The organism is Sinisalibacter lacisalsi, assembly GCF_014640115.1.
Lineage (GTDB): Bacteria > Pseudomonadota > Alphaproteobacteria > Rhodobacterales > Rhodobacteraceae > Sinisalibacter > Sinisalibacter lacisalsi.
The window spans coordinates 51,492-68,597 of record NZ_BMGI01000003.1 but is presented as its reverse complement, the minus strand read 5'-3'; the positions used below and the strand labels follow the sequence as shown (position 1 = coordinate 68,597).

Genomic DNA, 17,106 nt, shown 5'->3' with positions numbered 1-17,106 from the left:
CAGGTTGCACCGCACCGGACGATTGGGCAACATGCAGCGCAGCACGAGGAGCCAGAAATGACGCTTGAGATCGAAACCGTTCCCTGCCTTGCCGACAATTACGCCTTTCTCGTGCATGACCGGAAGTCAGGCGCCACGGCCTTGTTCGACGCGCCCGAGGCCTGGCCGATCCGGCGCGAGCTGGAAAACCACGACTGGCAACTCACCCATATCTTCCTCACCCATCACCACGCCGACCATATCGACGGGGTGGCGGAGCTGGTGGCGGCGTATCACCCCGAAGTGATCGGCGCCGCGCGCGATGCCCACCGCCTGCCGCCGCTCGATACCGCCGTGGAACCGGGCGAGAGCTACGACATGTGGGGCCGCGAGGTTCAGGTGCTCGACGCCGCCGGGCACACCACCGGCCACGTCGCCTATTACGTGCCCAAGGCGGGCGCGGTGTTTTCCGGCGACAGCCTGATGGCGCTGGGATGCGGGCGGCTGTTCGAGGGCACGCCCGCACAGATGTGGGACACGCTCACCCGGCTCGCGGCGCTGCCCGACGACACGATCGTGTGTTCCGGCCACGAATACACCGCCGCCAACGCCCGCTTCGCCCTGACCATCGAGCCCGACAACGCGGCCCTGGCCGAGCGCGCGGCGCAGACCGAGCGCGCGCGCGCGATCGGCACGCCCACGGTCCCCTCCTCGCTGGCGCTGGAAAAGGCCACCAACCCGTTCCTGCGCGCCGGCACGCCCGAACTCAAGGCGGCGCTGGAGCTTTCCGGCACGGCGGATGCCGAGGTCTTCGCCCATATCCGGGCCGCGAAGGACAAATTCTGAGCCATTGTGCGCCACTCTCATCCTCGTGAGAGTTTAATTCGCAGAAAAGCCTTGAAGACGCGGCGGGAAAACCGAACTCTAAGGGTATCGGAACAGGGGCCCGGCTGAGCGGATGCTCCCCGACCCGGAAACGCGAACGAGGAGGGAACAAGGTGCCATCCTTTTCCAACACGCTAGAACAGGCAATCCACGCAGCCCTGGCGCAAGCCAACGAGCGGCGTCACGAGCTTGCCACGCTGGAACACCTGCTGCTCGCGCTGATCGACGAGCCCGACGCGGCACGCGTGATGAAGGCTTGCAGCGTGAACCTCGAGGAGTTGCGCGGCACGCTGGTCAAGTACATCGACGAGGATCTGACCACGCTGGAAACCAATATCGAAGGGTCCGAGGCCGTGCCCACGGCCGCGTTCCAGCGGGTGATCCAGCGCGCCGCGATCCACGTGCAAAGCTCCGGCCGCACCGAGGTGACCGGCGCCAACGTCCTCGTGGCGATCTTCGCCGAGCGCGAATCGAACGCCGCCTATTTCCTGCAGGAGCAGGACATGACCCGCTACGACGCGGTGAACTTCATCGCCCACGGCGTGGCCAAGGATCCCTCCTATGGCGAATCCCGGCCGATCTCGGGCACGCCCGAATTCGACGACGAAACGGCCGAGGGCAGTGCGGATGACGCCCCCGATGGCGACAGCGCGCTGGGCAAGTATTGCGTCGACCTCAACGCCAAGGCGAGGAAAGGCGGGATCGACCCGCTGATCGGCCGCGATTACGAGGTTGAACGCTGCATTCAGGTTCTGTGCCGCCGGCGCAAGAACAACCCGCTCCTGGTGGGCGACCCCGGCGTCGGCAAGACCGCCATCGCCGAGGGCCTGGCCTGGAAGATCGTCGAGGGCGCTGTTCCGGAGGTGCTCTCGAAGACGACGATCTATTCGCTCGACATGGGCGCGCTGCTGGCCGGCACCCGCTACCGCGGCGATTTCGAGGAACGGCTGAAAGCGGTCGTGAACGAACTTGAAGCGCATACCGACGCGGTGCTCTTCATCGACGAGATCCACACGGTGATCGGCGCGGGCGCCACCTCGGGCGGCGCGATGGATGCCTCCAACCTGCTCAAGCCGGCGCTTCAGGGCGGCAAGCTGCGCACCATGGGCAGCACCACCTACAAGGAATTCCGCCAGCACTTCGAAAAGGACCGCGCCCTCTCGCGCCGGTTCCAGAAGATCGACGTGAACGAACCCACGGTTGACGACACGGTCAAGATCCTCAAGGGCCTCAAGCCGCATTTCGAGGAACACCACCGGATCAAGTATACCAACGACGCGCTGAAATCGGCCGTCGAGTTGTCGGACCGCTACATCAACGACCGCAAGCTTCCCGACAAGGCGATCGACGTGATCGACGAGGCGGGCGCGGCCCAGCACCTGCTCACCGCCTCGAAGCGGAAGAAGTCGATCGGGGTGAAGGACATCGAGGCCATCGTCGCCAAGATCGCCCGCATCCCGCCGAAAAACGTGTCGAAGGACGACGCCGAAACGCTGCGCGGACTCGACGCCAAGCTCAAACGCGTGGTCTTCGGCCAGGACGCCGCGATCGAGGCGCTGGCCTCGGCGATCAAGCTGGCGCGCGCGGGCCTGCGTGAACCCGAGAAGCCGATCGGCAACTACCTCTTCGCCGGCCCCACCGGCGTCGGCAAGACCGAGGTCGCCCGCCAACTGGCCGACAATCTCGGCGTCGAACTGCTGCGCTTCGACATGTCGGAATACATGGAGAAACACGCGGTTTCGCGCCTGATCGGTGCACCGCCGGGCTACGTCGGCTTCGACCAGGGCGGCTTGCTCACCGACGGCGTCGACCAGCACCCGCATTGCGTTCTGCTGCTCGACGAGATCGAGAAGGCACACCCGGATGTCTACAACATCCTGCTGCAGGTTATGGATCACGGCGAACTGACCGACCACAACGGCCGGACGGTGAATTTCCGCAACGTGGTGCTGATCATGACCTCGAACGCGGGCGCGATGGAACAGGCCAAGGAGGCCATCGGCTTCGGCCGGTCGCGCCGCGAGGGCGAGGATACCGCCGCCATCGAGCGCACCTTCAGCCCGGAGTTCCGCAACCGGCTCGACGCGGTGATCAACTTCGCGCCGCTGGGCAAGGAGGTGATCCTGCAGGTTGTGGAGAAATTCGTCCTCCAGCTCGAGGCCCAGCTGCTCGACCGCGGCGTCACCATCGAACTCACCAAGAAAGCCGCCGAGTGGCTGGCCGAAAAGGGGTACGATGACAGGATGGGCGCACGGCCGCTGGCCCGGGTGATCCAGGAGCATATCAAGAAGCCACTGGCGGAGGAGCTGCTGTTTGGCAAGCTCACCAAGGGCGGGATCGTGAAGGTGGGCGTGAAGGACGGCAAGATCGACCTTCGGGTCGAGGCGCCCGGCGCGCCGCGCTTGACATCGGGCAAGAAGCCGCCGCTCCTGACCGCCGATTGAGCCTGCCCGCACGGCACGAACAAAAGGGGGGCTGTCTGCCCCCCTCGCCCGTGCCGGGCTCACCCCCCGAAGGTATTTTTTTCCGACCCAAGAATTGCAGCGGACTCCTTCCGGAGGCCTGCTGCGCCGCGGGGCGGTGCTGCTGCTCGAAGACGCGCCCGCCTAACCTGCCTGATCCCTTCATCCGGGCCGAACGCGTTCGCGGTTCGGCGCAGGCTCACTTCTCGGTCAGTTTCAGCTCGATCCGGCGGTTGGCGGCGTAGGCCTCACGGCTGTCGCCTTCGGCGACCGGCTGGTATTCGCCAAAGCCCGTCGCGGCGAGGCGGCCCGGCGGGAAGCCCAGTTCCTCGATCATGTAGAGCACCACCGCCCGCGCGCGCGCCTGGCTGAGCTCCCAGTTATCGGCGTAGGGACTGTTGGCGCCCAGTTTCGTCTTGTCGGTGTGACCATCGACGCGGATCACCCAGTCGATCTCGGGCGGGATCTCGTCGGAGACTTCCGAGAGGATCTCGGCGACCCGCGCGATCTGGGCCACGCCGCCGGGCGAGAGGTCGGCCTTGCCCGGGTCGAACAGCACCTCGGAGGAAAACACGAAGCGGTCGCCGACGATGCGCACGCCCTCGCGGTCGCCGAGAATCTCGCGCATCCGCCCGAAAAACTCCGACCGGTAGTTCGCCAACAGCTTGGCTTCCTCTTCCAGCCGCTTGCGCTCGGCCTCTTCCAGCGCGGCCCGGCGGCGCTCTTCGGCGGCCACCTGGGCCAAAGCCGCGTTCAGCCGCGACCCCAGCGCCTCGATCTGCACCTGCGCCTCGGCATCGCGCTCGGAGGCCTCGTCGAGCACCGCCTGCAGCGACCCGAGCTGCGCGCGCAAGGTCGCGATCTGCTCGTTGAGCAGGGCCATGCGCCGTTGCGCCTCGGCCGATGCGGCTTCCTCGCGCGCCAGCGCGGTATTGGCGGCAGAGAGGAGTGCTGCCTGGCGCTCGGCCTCGCTCAACGCGGTATCGGCCTCTTGTTCGGCCGCCAGCTTCGCGGCCAGCGCATCGGCCAGACGGTCGCGCAACGCGGCCTCGTCACCGACATCCGCCTCCAGCGCCTCGACCTGCGAGAGCGCGGCTGCAAGCCGGGCATCGAGATCGGCATTCCCCGCTTCCGCCGCGGCAAGGAGGGTGAGCGTCTGCTCGGCATTTCGGCGTTGTTCCTCGAGCGCCAGCGTCATCGCGGTCAACTCGTCCTCGGCGTTCTCGAGCCGGTCGCGCAGCGCCTGCGCCGCCGCGGCCTCGGCGATACGGGCTGTCTCTTCCTCGGTCAGCGCGGCCTCCGCCTCGGCCAACCGCGCGCGCAACGCCTCGGCCGCCGCCGCCTCGGCAAGGCGCGCGGCTTCTTCATCGGTCAGCGCCGCCTCGGCTTCGGCCAGCCGCGCACGCAGCGACTCGGCCGCGGCCATCTCGGCCAGGCGGGCCGCCTCCGCCTCGTCGAGGGTGGAATCGATCTTGGCCATCCGGTTGCGCAATTCCTCCAGCGCGGCGGCCTCGGCCAGACGCGCCGCCTCTTCCGCGCTCAGGTCGGCCTCCAGCGTCTCGATCCGCGCCGCCAAGGCTTCCGCGTCGGAGTCGCGTTCCTCGAGCCGGGCGAGCACATCCGCCAGCGTGGCCTCGCGCGTCTCGAGCCGGGCCACCACCTCCGCCAGCGTCGCCTCGCGCGCCTCGAGCTGCGACATTGCCAGCGCGAGGCTTTGCTCGCGCGCTTCCGCGCCCGCCTCGAGCTGGGCGATCATCGCCTCCAGCGCCTCGCGCCGGGCGGCGGCGAGGCGCGCGGCCTCCTCGCCGGCGTCGATCTCGTCGCGCGCCCGGGCGAGCGCGAGGTTCAGCGCTTCCTGTTCGGAGATCAGCCGCGCCTCGGCGGCCTCGAGCTCGTCCACCCGCGCGGCCAGTTCGGACCCCAGGGCCAGGGCATCGTCGCGTTGGGAAAGCAAGCCCGCCACCTGCGCCTCGAAGGCGGTGATCTGCGCCGCCTGCCCGGCCAAGGCCTCGTCTTTCTCGGCGATCTGCGCGGTGAGCGCGGCGATCAGCGCCGATTGCGCCTCGGCCTCGGCGCGCGCCTCGCCCAGCGTGGTGCTCAGGCGCCCGACCTCGCCGCGCAACTCGGCGCTGCGCGATTGTTCCACCCCAAGCGCATCGGCCAGTTCCGCCACGCGCGCCGAGAGCGCATCGAGCTCGCTCGCCTGCCCCGAGATCGTTTCGCGCAGCACGAATTGCACCACCATGAAGATGGTGAGCACGAACATCAGCACCAGCAGCAGCGCCGTCATCGCATCGACGAAACCGGGCCAGATCGAGGACGAGACGTTGCGCGTGCCACGACGGGTGAGGGCCATCTCAGCCCCCCCGCCCGCCGCCAAGCTGGCGGATCGCCCGGGTCAGCGCCGCGAGATCCGAGCGCAGATCGCTCAGGCTTTCCTGGCGGCCGGCCGAGATTTCCTCTAGAATCCGCAGGAGCTGAACGTCGATCGAGCGCAGCCGCATTCGGCTTTCGGCGTCGACATGCGCGCCGCCCTCCTCCACCCGGCCTTCGAGCGCGGCGATCAGCCGTTCCTGCCCCTCGGCGATGCGGATGAGATAAGGCGTCGACACACCTTCCGCCTCGATCTGGCGCGACAGCCGCTCCACCGCGTCGGCGAGCTGGCCGAGGCGCTCGTCCACCAGCGCCCGGCTCACGTCGGACTGGGTGAACATCTGCTGCAGCGCTTCCATCTGATCCGACATATGCGCGAGCCAGGCCGAGGCCCCGCTGGCCTCGGTGGGCGGCTCGCCGTCGCCGGGGGCAAAGCCCAGACGGGTGATCGACGACAGCCATTCCTCGAGTTCACGGTAGAAGCGGTTCTGCCCGTGCGTGGCGAAAAGCTCGAGCAGACCCACCACGAGCGAGCCCGCGAGGCCAAGCAGCGACGACGAAAACGCCGTGCCCATGCCGCCAAGCTGGCTTTCGAGCCCGCTCATCAACCGGTTGAACACCTCGACCCCGCCGTCGCCCTCCTCGGGGGCGAGCGAGCGGATCGTCTCGACAACGGCCGGAACGGTGGTCGCCAACCCGAAGAAGGTGCCGAGCAGGCCGAGGAAGATCAGCAGGTTGGTGATGTAGCGGGTGATGTCGCGCTCTTCGTCGATCCGCTGGGCGACCGACTCCAGGATCGAGCGCGCCGAGGTCGCGCCGATCTGCATGCTCTTGCCGCGCCCCCGCAGAAGCCCCGCCAGCGGCGCGAGCAGGCGCGGCGGGCGATCGGCGTCGTGGCCTTCGCGCCCGGTGACATAGCCCTTGATCCAGCCCACCGAAGCGAACACCTGAACCACCTGCCACAGCGTGGCGAACAGGCCGATGACGAACACGAAGGCGATGAAACCGTTCAGATAGAGGTTGGCGAGGAAGACCGGCAGCACCTTCGGCAGCGCGATGAATACCCCGAAGCCCACCAGCCCGAGGGCGATCAGCATCAGGAATATCTGGCGCACGGGCCTGGTGAAATTCGGTTCTGCCCCGCGATCGGGCTGGTCCATGAGGACCCCCTTGCCTGCTTGTTTCCTCGGGCGCGAGGATAGGGGCAAGCCGCTCCGGTGCCAAGGGAAATGCCGCGCGCGGCCTCAGTCCTCCATCGCGCGCACCACGCGGGCAAGCCAGCTCAGCTCGGGGTCTTCGATCCCCAGCGCGGTGAGGTGGTCGGCGGTGTTGAAAAGATAGTCGCGGTTGGGGCCGCGGTCGCCGATGGCGCGGGCGATGATCTCGGCCTGTTCGCCGAGCGGCAGCCCGCCGCAATATTGCTCGTGGTCACGGTCGATCACGTAGGCCACCGCCTCGACGCGGCGCCCGTCGGCAAGTGCCACCTCGTGCACCTGCTCGACATAGGCCGAGGAAATCAGTTCGCGTTCCCGCAGCGCCGCCATCGTCTCGACATGCGCACCGGGCTCGACGCGGAAGGCCATTCCGGTGCAGGCCGCGCCCGGGTGTGGATCGAGCGCCAGCACGAGGCCGGGTTGCGCGACGGTGCCGCGATGGTGGATGGAGCGCATGCAGAAGCTGCGGGAATGATCCGGCAGCGTGGCGAGAACGGTCTCGACATGGGCAAACCCCGCGTGCCAGATCAGAGATCCGTAGCCGAACACCCAAAGATCACCGCTCGCCATGCCACTGGCCCTCGCCTGTCAAGGTCGCTAGAACGTGCCGAGTCCTACCAGAGAGTTCCCCATGCGCAAGCTCACCGTGATCATGCTCCTCGCCGTGCTCGCCGCCATCGGGTGGGGGCTGTTCTGGCTCATCGGCGCCACCGCGATGGAAAAGGCGCTGGCGCAATGGCTGGACGACCGGCGCGCCGAAGGCTGGCGGGCCGAGACCACCGCGCTGGAGACGCGCGGCTTTCCCAGCCGGTTCGACACCACCTTCGAGGGGCTGGACCTCGCCGATCCCGATACCGGGGTGGCCTGGTCGGCGCCGCTGTTCCAGCTTCTGTCGCTGAGCTACAAGCCGACCCAAGTGATCGCGGTTTTCCCCGGCGTTCAGCGGTTTTCCACCCCCGAGGCGGCCTACGAGATCGAGGCCGAAAGGATGCGTGGCTCGATGAGCCTTGCCCCGAGCCTCAGCCTCGAAACCCGCAACTCCACCATCGAGATCGACATGGCCCGGCTCACCTCGTCGCAGGACTGGGTGGCGACACTCGAGCGCGCGCAGCTCTCGATGCGGCAAAGCCCCGACTCGCAAGACCCCGGCATGAATGACGTTTTCATCACCGCGCGCGGGATCGACCCGGGCTCGGCCGTATTCACGCGTCTCGACGGGATCACCGGGCTCGGCCAGTTGATCGACGAAGTGACGCTAACGGCCAGGGTGCGCTTCGACCGGCCGTGGGACAGGCGCGCGATCGAGGTCGCCCGGCCACAGCCGCGTGCGGTCGAGATCGAGGCGCTGACCGCGCGATGGGGCGATCTCCTGCTCACCGGCGCAGGGGCGGTCGAGGTCGGCCCCGAAGGCGAGCCGCGCGGGGAGATCGAACTGGAGGCCACCAACTGGCGCGAGATGCTCGCCATCGCCGAGGCCGGTGAGGCGATCAGCGCGCAGGAGGCGGACCGGATCGAACGGGGGCTCACGCTGTTGGCGGGCCTCGGCGGAGACCCCGACCGCCTCGACGTGACCCTGCGCTTCGAGCGTGGCCTGACGTTTCTCGGCCCGGTGCCGGTTGGGCCGGCGCCGGATTTCAGCCTGCCGTGATCCGCGCGCCCGGCCGGGTGCGGCGCAACCCGGCGGGATCGGCCCTTGCACCATCACCGGCTCATGAACGGCCGCCCGGATCCTCCGCGTCCGTGAGCGCCCTGTCGATCGCGTCCCAAAGCGCGTCCGCCGGCTCGGTTCCCACGGAGAGGCGTACGAAACCCGGGGCGACGTCATCACCCCAGCGCGCGCGCCGCTCGCCGGTGGTGTGAACGCCGCCGAAGGAGGTGGTCGGTTCGATCAGCGGACAGGCGGCGATGAAGCGCTCCGCCGTCGCGGCATCGGCGAGGGACAGCCCGATCAGGAAGCCCGCGCGCCGCATCTGGCGGGTGGCCAGCCCGTGCTGCGGATGGTCCGGCAGGCCGGGGAAGCTGAGCGCGTGAACCGCACGATGGCGCGCGAGGCGCGGCGCGATCGCGTCGGCCGTGTCGCACATCCGCTCGAAGCGCAATTCGAGCGTCTCGAGGCTGCGGTGCAGGAGCCAGGCGTCGAAGGCGCCGGGGATCGAGCCGGTCATCGTCCGCCAGTCGCGCATCGCGGCCAGCAATGCCGTGTCGCGGCTCGCGACGTGGCCCATCAGGAGGTCGGAATGCCCGCCCGGCGCTTTCGTGTCCGAGGCCACGACGATATCGGCCCCCAGCGCGAGCGGCGCCTGCCCGAAGGGCGTCATCGTGGTGTTGTCGACGATCGAGACGCCCCCGGCGGCGCGGATCGCCGCGGTGATCTGTTCGAGATCGCACAGGTCGAGCCCGGGGTTCGAGGGGGTTTCGATCAGCACCGCGCGAATACCCTCGAAGCCCCCCTCGGCAAGCCGCGTGGTCGGCCTGGTCTCGACGGTGATGCCGAGGCCCTTGAGGAAACGGTCGGCCAGAACGCGCGGGGTGTAATAGCCATCGGCGGGCAGGAGCAGCCTGTCGCCGGCCTCGAGGGTTGCAAACAGCGCCGCCGTGATCGCTGCCATGCCCGAGGGAAAGGCGAGCACCGGCGCACCTTCGAGGTGGCCCAGAGCCTCTTCCAGCGCCACCCATGTCGGGTTTGACATCCGCCCGTAGGCATCCACCCCCGCCTCGGGCTCGCCGGGAAGGCGGAACATCGAGGCCGGCGTGATCGGAAGCGCCAGCGGCGCGCCCTTCACCAGCCCAGCCGCGCGCAGGTGCAGCAGCGCCGCCGCGTCCGGTTTGTCGTCGCTCATGCCAAGCCTCCTCAATCCCGCCAGAACCGCAGGGTGAACAACACGTAGACCGAGAGCAGTTCGAGCCGCCCGATCAGCATCGCCGCGATCAGCAGCCACTTCGCGGTGTCGTTCAGCGGCGCGAAGTTGCCAGCCGGACCGATCACGTCGCCAAGCCCCGGGCCGATGTTCGCAAGCGCGGTGGCCGCGCCGGACAGCGAGGTGACGAGATCAAGCCCGGTCATGCTCAGCGCCACCGCGAACACGCCGAGCGACACCACGAACATCACGAAAAAAGCCATCACCGAGGAGAGCACATCCTCGCCCACCGAGCGGCCCGCATAGCGCGGCGTAAACACGCCGTGGGGCGAATGAATGCTGCGCACCTGCGCCTTCACCGCGGCAATCAGCAACTGGTAGCGGAAGATCTTGACCGAACAGGCGGTGGACCCGGCGCAGCCACCGATCAGGCCGATGAAGAAGAAGGCCACCATCGGGAACATGCCCCAGAGCTGGTAATCGGTGCTGGCGTAGCCGGTGCCCGAGATGATCGAGGTGACGTTGAAGAGCCCCTCGCGAAACCCATGCTCGAAGTTGTCGTCGTTGGCGATCACCCGGAACACGGTCATCGTGAGCGTCAGCGTCAGGATCGCCCCGAGATAGGCGCGCACCTGCGGATCGGTGAACAGCGGCCGCGCGGTGCCGGCGACGACCTGGATGTAGCGCACGAAGGGCAGGCTCGCGAGGATCATGAAGATCGCCGCGACGTATTCCGCCGGCCCCTGGAACGCCCCGAAACTGGCGTCGCGCGTCGAGAACCCGCCGGTCGACATCGTTGTCAGGGCGTGGTTGATCGCGTCGAACGGGCCCATGCCGAGCGCGAGATAGGCGAGCGCATTGGCCAGCGTCAGCCCGAGGTAGATCCACACGATCTGGCCCGCGATCTGCACCGCGCGCGGCAGCACCTTGCCCATCGTGTCGAAGGCCTCGGAGCGAAACACCTGCATGCCCCCAACCTTCAGCTCCGGCAGGAACACCATGGCGACGACGATGATGCCGATACCGCCGAACCATTGCAGCATCGAGCGCCACAGCAGCAGGCCCGCGGGCAGATCATCCAGCCCGGAAAACACCGTCGAGCCGGTGGTGGTCATCCCCGACATCGCTTCGAAAAAGGCATCGACCACCCGCGCATCGAGCTCGCCGAGGGCAAAGGGCAGCGCCGCGAACAACGGCAACGCGATCCAGATCACGGTTGTGAGCAGGAAGGTTTGCTGGATCGTCAGCCCCGGCCCCGCGGTATTGGCGGTGGCGATCGCCATCGTGCCGCCAACCACCATCGTGATCACGGCGCTGGTGAGAAACACCGCCCAGTCATCGCTGCCATAGTAGAGATCGACCGACATGGGCACCAGCATCGTCGCCCCGAGCACGGCAACGACAAGGCCGATCACGTAGAAGATGGGGCGTGCGTCGATCATGGGCGAGAGCGTTGGCGCGGCTCGCGGGCGGTGTCAAGCGCCCAGGGCGGTGGGCGTGGCGCCGGAGGCGGACCGCCCGCAAACCCCGCCCCGCGGCGGGATCAGCGCCGCCAGGCTGCGGCGGTCGAGTTCGGGCAAGGCGAGCGGGCCGTAGCTTGCCTGGGCATCCGCCCGGCTCCGGATCGTCGCGAAGGCGGGAAAGCGCAGGAACAGCCGCGCCCTGGCAACCGGATCGAGCGCCGCCAGCGCCTGTGGACCGGGATAGAAGCTCTCGACCGGCGCGCCCTCGGCCAACACCACCGCGTGGCGCGGCAAGAGCAGGTGGATGTAGGTGACCGTGCGCTTGCCGCGCGCGATCCGGAAGCGCCCGTCGCCATCCTCGGCGAGCCAGCGCGCGGGCACGAAGCCCTCCAGCGCGGTGCCGCCACCAAGCGCGACGCGGTGCTGCGGCGAAAGCAGCAGATCGCGGGCGTTGCCGAGCGCCCCGGCGCGAATGCGCACCGGGCGCAGATCGGGGCTGGCCAGGAGCGCCGCGGCGTCGAGCACACGCCGGCCGGTCCAGATGACCGGCAGAGGCGCACCATGCGCGACCGCGACAAGATCGCCCGGCACCAGGCTTTCCACCGGGCGCGCGCCGTTGGGCGTTTCGATCCGCGTGCCAGCGGAAAAACAGGGGATCCCCATCGCGTTCAGCGCCGGCGCATCGAGGGCGGACGGGTTGACCCCGTCGAGCGTGATCGTGGTGCCATCGGCGAAGGTGAGCACGGCGTTGCCGGCGCCATCGCCGGACACCGCAACCTCGTTCACGTGCACCGGGTTGCCCATCGCATCGGTCAGGCCGGATACGTCCAGCTGGTCATTGGTGAAACCGTCGCCATCCGCGTCGCCGATGTCGAAATCGGTGATCGTGTTGTCGCCGTTGCCGTCGGCGAACACGAAAAGATCGTTGCCATCGCCGCCAGTGAGAACATCGTCGCCGTCGCCGCCCGCGAGCGTGTCCGCGCCGCTGCCGCCCGCGAGCGTATCCGCACCCGCACCACCGATGACGAGGTCATCGCCCGCGCCGGCATCCACCGTCACCCCGCTCGAGGTGGCGGAGGCGTCGATGCTGTCATCCCCCGCGCCAAGCCGGACCTCCTCGATCTCGGTGAAAGCCGCGCTGTCGGTGCCGGTAACAAGCGTGCCCGCCTCGTCGCCGGTAAAGGTGAGCGTGCTGTCACCGGTGATCGCGTTGGCGTCGATCACGTCCCAGTCGGGGCCACCCTCGCCGCCCGCGATGGTATCGGAGCCATGCCCATCGTGCAGAACGAAGGTGTCCATGCCGTCGCCGCCCAGCATCTGGTCGTCGCCCGCGCCGCCCCAGATCGCGTCGTCGCCGGCGCCGCCGTCGATCACATCGTTGCCGGCCGCGGCGTCGGGGCCGAGGATCATCGCGCTGTCGGCGAGGTCTTCGGTGAGGCCGCCGGGGGAGGTGACGGTGCCCGAGATCACCTGCTGGCCCGCGTTTTCCCAGTGCCGCACCTCGATGGTGTAGGAAACGCCCTCCTCCAGGGTGACCTCGCCCGCGCGGGTCGTGGCGGCCTGGTGGTAGTCGTTGTTCATGTAGCTGGCGGTGGAGCCGTCCTGGTTGGTCCAGGTCAGCGGCGTGCCGTCGGCGTCGAGGATGCGGATCGTCGAGCCGTCGTCGGAGGTGGTGGCGAAGGTGTAGACGCCGGATTGCGTGGGCTGCAGCGTCGAGGTGTAGACCACGCCGAAATCGCTCGGATCGCCGCCGCTGCCGCGCGCGTCGTTGACGAGCTGGGTGCTGTCGAAACCCTGCGTGGTGCCGGTGCCGGCGAGGGTGCCGCTCTCGGCGTCGAAGGCCTGGCCGCTGGCGCTGGTGAAATTGTGGTTCCAGACCTCGTAGGCCCACAGCCCCGGGTCCGAGGGCCCGTCGCCGTAGATCACGTCGTCGCCGTCGCCGCCCGAGATCACGTCATCGCCCGCGCCGCCGGTGACGGTGTCATTGCCCGCGCCGGCGAAGATTGTGTCGTTGCCCGCGCCCGCGTGGATCACGTCGTCGTCGTTGCCCTGCGCGTTGTCGGCATTGTCGACGCGGTCGCCCTCGGGATCGTCGAGATAATCGGCGTCGATCACATCGTCGCCGCTCGTGCCCTCCACGACGCCGTCCCTGAGAGACAGCTGGAAGCGGTCGGCATACATGCCGTAAACGCCCGTGCCGCCCGCGGGCTGGGCGGTGCCGAGCGTCACCGCCTCGATCGGCTTGGCCTCCAGCGCGTCGGTGTAGGCGGTCGGCCCCGAGGAGGACGGGATCAGGTAGAGCCCGCCGTCGGTATCCTGCATCACGATCGCCTCGACCGTCGCCGTGGTGCCATCGGTATAGGTCAGCTCGGTATTGGCGTAGACCATCAAGGCATCGAAGGTGCGCGGGGCGCCGCCGTCGATCACGAAGCGCTCGTTGACCGCGTTGTTGTTGGCTGCGTAGGCCCCGGCATCGCCATCGGTGACCGGCCCCTGCACCGGATCGGGCGACAGCGTCTGCACCTGCAGCGCCAGCGGGTCGCTCCCGCTGCCGAAGGACAAGCCGTTCAGCGCATTGTGGTTTTCCGAGGTGTAGTTGCCCTCGACCGTATCGAACTCCGGCCCGACACCAAGGTAGAAAAGATCAAACGTCGTCGGCATGGTCAGACACTCGCACTCCGGGCGCGCTGGGCAGCGCCGGTTCGGCGGCAAGGCGCCGCGGACATCCCAACGCCCCCGTACGGGCCATAGCGCGAACCTTTCCGCCAGCCCTCATTGCCACCCGCAAGGGCCATAGAGCTCATTCCTCCAACACACCCGGACCCGGCAACAACCTGCGCGGCAATTCTTCATGGGCGGTAAACTCGCTCGGTAAAATGGCGCGGTTTTGTCTCCAATTGGACCGAACGGGGGAGGTTTCGCGGCGGGCGCAGCGGATCGCGGCCTTGACAAATTGTCGCACCCTGCCCGAGGCTGAAGCGGGGGAGCAGGCGCCGGCCAACGCGGAAAGCGGGACGGAGCCGGGGGTCTAGGGAGGTTTGTCCATGGTCGACGTGCGCTATCTGCCCTATCTCGGCTTCCTTGCCGCCGTTCCTGTCGGCGGCGCTCTGAGCATCGCCGTGCCATTCTGGGGCGGCGCCGTGCTGGCGCTCGGGCTCGCCGGCTCGGCGATCGGCACCTACGACATGCTCCAGCGCAAGCGCGCGGTGCTGCGCAATTACCCGGTGCTCGCACGGATGCGCTTTTTCCTCGAGAGCATCCGCCCCGAGATTCGCCAGTATTTCCTCGAGAGCGATCACGACGAGGTTCCGTTCTCGCGCGAACAGCGGGCGCTGGTCTACCGGCGGGCGAAGAACATCGAGGGGCTGCGCCCCTTCGGCACGCTGAAGAACCAGCAGCGGGTGGGGCACGAGTGGATCAACCACTCGATGCAGCCCAGCCATATCGACAGCGCCGATTTCCGGGTCACCTTCGGGGCCGCGCGGGCACAGCCCTATCACGCCTCGGTGCTCAACATCTCGGGCATGTCCTTCGGCGCGCTTTCGCCCAACGCGGTGGAGGCGCTCAACATCGGCGCGGCGCGGGGCAATTTTTGCCAGACCACCGGCGAGGGTGCGATCTCGCGGTTCCATGCGGCACACGGCGGCGACCTGGTCTGGCAGATCGGCTCGGGCTATTTCGGCTGCCGCGACGCGCAGGGGCGGTTCGACCCGGAGGCCTTCGCCGAGAAGGCCACCGGCGCCCAGGTGAAGATGGTCGAGATCAAGCTCAGCCAGGGCGCCAAGCCCGGCCATGGCGGCATTCTGCCCGGCGCGAAGGTGACCGAGCTGATCGCGGAATCGCGCGGCGTGCCGGTGGGGGTGGACTGCATCAGCCCGCCCTCCCACAGCGCCTTCTCGACCCCGATCGAGATGCTCGAATTCCTCGAACAATTGCGGACACTCTCAGGCGGCAAGCCGGCGGGGCTGAAGCTTTGCGTCGGCCATCCGTGGGAAGTGTTCGCCTTGGCCAAGGCGATGATCGAAACCGGGATCCAGCCGGATTTCATCACCGTCGACGGCTCGGAGGGCGGCACCGGGGCGGCGCCGGCCGAGTTCGCCGATCACCTTGGCGCGCCGCTGCGCGAGGGGCTGATGCTGATGCACAACACCCTGGTCGGCCTCGGACTGCGCGAGGGCACCCGGATCGTGGTATCGGGCAAGCTGATCTCGGCCTTCGACCTCGCCCGCGCCTTCTCGCTCGGGGCCGACACCTGCAACATGGGCCGGGGCTTCATGTTCGCGCTCGGCTGCATCCAGGCCCAGACCTGCCACTCGGGGCGCTGCCCCACCGGGGTCACGGCGCAGGATCCGCGCCGCTACAAGGCGCTCGACGTTTCCGACAAGGCCGCGCGGGTGGCGAATTTCCACGACAACACGCTTGGAACGCTCAAGGAAACCATCGAGGCCTGCGGGCTGAGCCACCCTGCCGATCTCGGCCCGGAACACCTGATGATGCGGATCAACAGCCGGGAGGTGCGGTCTGCGCAAAGCCAGTATGACTGGGTCGGCCCCGGCGAGTTGCTCGATCACAACGTCGCGCACCCGGCCTTCGCCAAGTTCTGGGACATGGCCCGCGCCGACAGCTTCGCCCCGGCGCGCGCCTGACCCTTGCCTCAGCCGGTGTGGATCAGCGTCGAGAACAGGCGCGGATCGAGCGACTGGCTGCGGAACGTCTCGCCCTCGGTGAGGATCGAAACCGCGTCGTGGCTGTGCAGGCTTTCCTGGTGGCTGGCCACCACGCGGAAATCGCCGATCCGCTCGTCACGCTTGAGCTGTTCGGTGAACAGCCGCGCGGCATCTTCCACGAAGATCGGGTTGGCGGCGTTGAGTTCGGCAAAAGCCTGCTCGTCTTCGCGCTTGACCATCACCTGCGTTTCCGTCGGAACCGCGTCGCGGGCCATGTCGACAAGGTCTTCGAACCACAGGCAGGATTTTTCGCAGATCACCTCGACGGAGATCCGCGCCACCGAGCGTTGGCTGTGCGGCGTGGCGAGTTGGCCGCGCACCTGGCGGGCGTGTTCGCTCAGTTCCAGCGAGCAGGGGCAGGTGGAGGAATAGACGTAATCGAGATGGACGAAGCGCCGCCGCACCCCGGCCTGTTCCACCAGTTCCAGCGCGATGTTGTAATATTGATAGCCTTCCAGCCCGGACCGCAGGCTCTGCACCTTCATCGGGAAGGAAAAAGACATCTCGATGCGCGCGTCGAGGCTCTCAAGGTCGGTCTTGTAGTCGTCGAGCGCGGCTTCGATCACCTCGAAGGAGAAGGTTTTCTCGGCATGGGCATAGAACGACCGCATGATGCGGCTCATGTTGATGCCCTTCTTCTCCGCTTCCAAGCTGACGGTGCCGGTGACGGAGGTTTGCAGCGTGAGATCGCCGTTGTCGCGAGTGTGGTAGCGGATCGGCAGGCGGAAATTCGAGATCCCGACGTGCTGGATCATCTGCTTCTCGCCCTGGATCAGCGAGGCGGGGCCGTTCTGCAGATCGGGCATTTCGGCCTTGTAGGCTGCATCGGGCACGAAATCGTGCGGATAGTCGCGGCTGAGGTCGGGATAGTTCGACATCACCCGCTCCGGCAGCAACCGGGCGATCGCCGGATCAAGCCGCGCAACCTCGGAAGGCTCCGCGCCACGGGCCCAATCGCGCAGGGTTTCGAGTGCCTGCCTTGCGTCTTCGGTGTCGGGCGCAGACAGGATCTTGGGGGTCAAATGGTTCATCGCGGCCTCCCGGCTTGGGGATCAAACATAGGGCCATCCGACCCGAGTGCAAGGATTACGCCGGGAAGAACCGCCCGGATCACGCAAGCCGCGAACTTTCCCGGCGCGCACCGC

11 protein-coding genes are annotated in these 17,106 nt (G+C 68.0%); 4 read left to right on the top strand and 7 right to left on the bottom strand.

Going from position 1 to position 17,106, the window contains the following annotated elements:
• Nucleotides 1-57 precede the first annotated feature (57 nt).
• Together gloB and clpA are read left to right on the top strand one after the other, a co-directional pair.
• Nucleotides 58-825 carry a hydroxyacylglutathione hydrolase gene (gene gloB / locus IEW01_RS09900; protein WP_188527477.1) on the top strand — a complete coding sequence of 256 codons (768 nt, stop codon included), beginning with the start codon at nt 58-60 and terminating at the stop codon, nt 823-825.
• A 152-nt stretch (nt 826-977) separates the two neighbouring features.
• A complete protein-coding gene (gene clpA, locus IEW01_RS09895) occupies nt 978-3,308 on the top strand; it encodes an ATP-dependent Clp protease ATP-binding subunit ClpA (RefSeq protein ID WP_188527476.1) in 2,331 nt (776 codons plus the stop codon).
• Nucleotides 3,309-3,525: 217 nt separating this feature from the next.
• Here clpA and IEW01_RS09890 read toward each other — a convergent pair whose 3' ends face one another.
• The 3 genes from IEW01_RS09890 to IEW01_RS09880 form a co-directional block, all read right to left on the bottom strand.
• Nucleotides 3,526-5,682 carry a peptidoglycan -binding protein gene (locus IEW01_RS09890; protein ID WP_188527475.1) on the bottom strand — a complete coding sequence of 719 codons (2,157 nt, stop codon included), beginning with the start codon at nt 5,680-5,682 and terminating at the stop codon, nt 3,526-3,528.
• Nucleotide 5,683: 1 nt separating this feature from the next.
• Nucleotides 5,684-6,859: a biopolymer transporter ExbB gene (locus IEW01_RS09885; protein ID WP_188527474.1), complete on the bottom strand. Its 1,176-nt coding sequence runs from the start codon at nt 6,857-6,859 to the stop codon at nt 5,684-5,686.
• 84 nt (nt 6,860-6,943) lie between these two features.
• Nucleotides 6,944-7,483 (bottom strand): gamma-glutamylcyclotransferase, encoded by a 540-nt coding sequence (locus tag IEW01_RS09880; protein WP_188527473.1) that lies wholly within the window; start codon nt 7,481-7,483, stop codon nt 6,944-6,946.
• Between the two features lie 61 nt (nt 7,484-7,544).
• Here IEW01_RS09880 and IEW01_RS09875 point away from each other — a divergent pair, with 61 nt between their 5' ends.
• Nucleotides 7,545-8,561, top strand: a complete 1,017-nt coding sequence (locus tag IEW01_RS09875) for a DUF2125 domain-containing protein (protein ID WP_188527472.1) — start codon at nt 7,545-7,547, stop codon at nt 8,559-8,561.
• 61 nt (nt 8,562-8,622) lie between these two features.
• Here the strand turns inward: IEW01_RS09875 and IEW01_RS09870 are convergent, their stop codons facing one another.
• Genes IEW01_RS09870 through IEW01_RS09860 form a run of 3 tightly spaced genes read right to left on the bottom strand, consistent with a single transcriptional unit; the run spans nt 8,623 to nt 13,895 of the window.
• Nucleotides 8,623-9,753: a cystathionine gamma-lyase gene (locus tag IEW01_RS09870; RefSeq protein WP_188527471.1), complete on the bottom strand. Its 1,131-nt coding sequence runs from the start codon at nt 9,751-9,753 to the stop codon at nt 8,623-8,625.
• A gap of 11 nt (nt 9,754-9,764) precedes the next feature.
• Nucleotides 9,765-11,213 (bottom strand): TrkH family potassium uptake protein, encoded by a 1,449-nt coding sequence (locus tag IEW01_RS09865; protein WP_188527470.1) that lies wholly within the window; start codon nt 11,211-11,213, stop codon nt 9,765-9,767.
• A 33-nt stretch (nt 11,214-11,246) separates the two neighbouring features.
• Nucleotides 11,247-13,895, bottom strand: coding sequence for a Hint domain-containing protein (locus tag IEW01_RS09860; RefSeq protein WP_188527469.1), 2,649 nt, complete (start codon nt 13,893-13,895; stop codon nt 11,247-11,249).
• Nucleotides 13,896-14,278: 383 nt separating this feature from the next.
• On the opposite strand from IEW01_RS09860, the gene IEW01_RS09855 reads away from it, so the two are divergent.
• Nucleotides 14,279-15,880 (top strand): FMN-binding glutamate synthase family protein, encoded by a 1,602-nt coding sequence (locus tag IEW01_RS09855; protein ID WP_188527468.1) that lies wholly within the window; start codon nt 14,279-14,281, stop codon nt 15,878-15,880.
• Nucleotides 15,881-15,888: 8 nt separating this feature from the next.
• On the opposite strand, the gene folE2 is transcribed toward IEW01_RS09855, so the two are convergent.
• Complete coding sequence (gene folE2, locus IEW01_RS09850; RefSeq protein WP_188527467.1) at nt 15,889-16,992, bottom strand: GTP cyclohydrolase FolE2; 1,104 nt, start codon at nt 16,990-16,992, stop codon at nt 15,889-15,891.
• Nucleotides 16,993-17,106 lie beyond the last annotated feature (114 nt).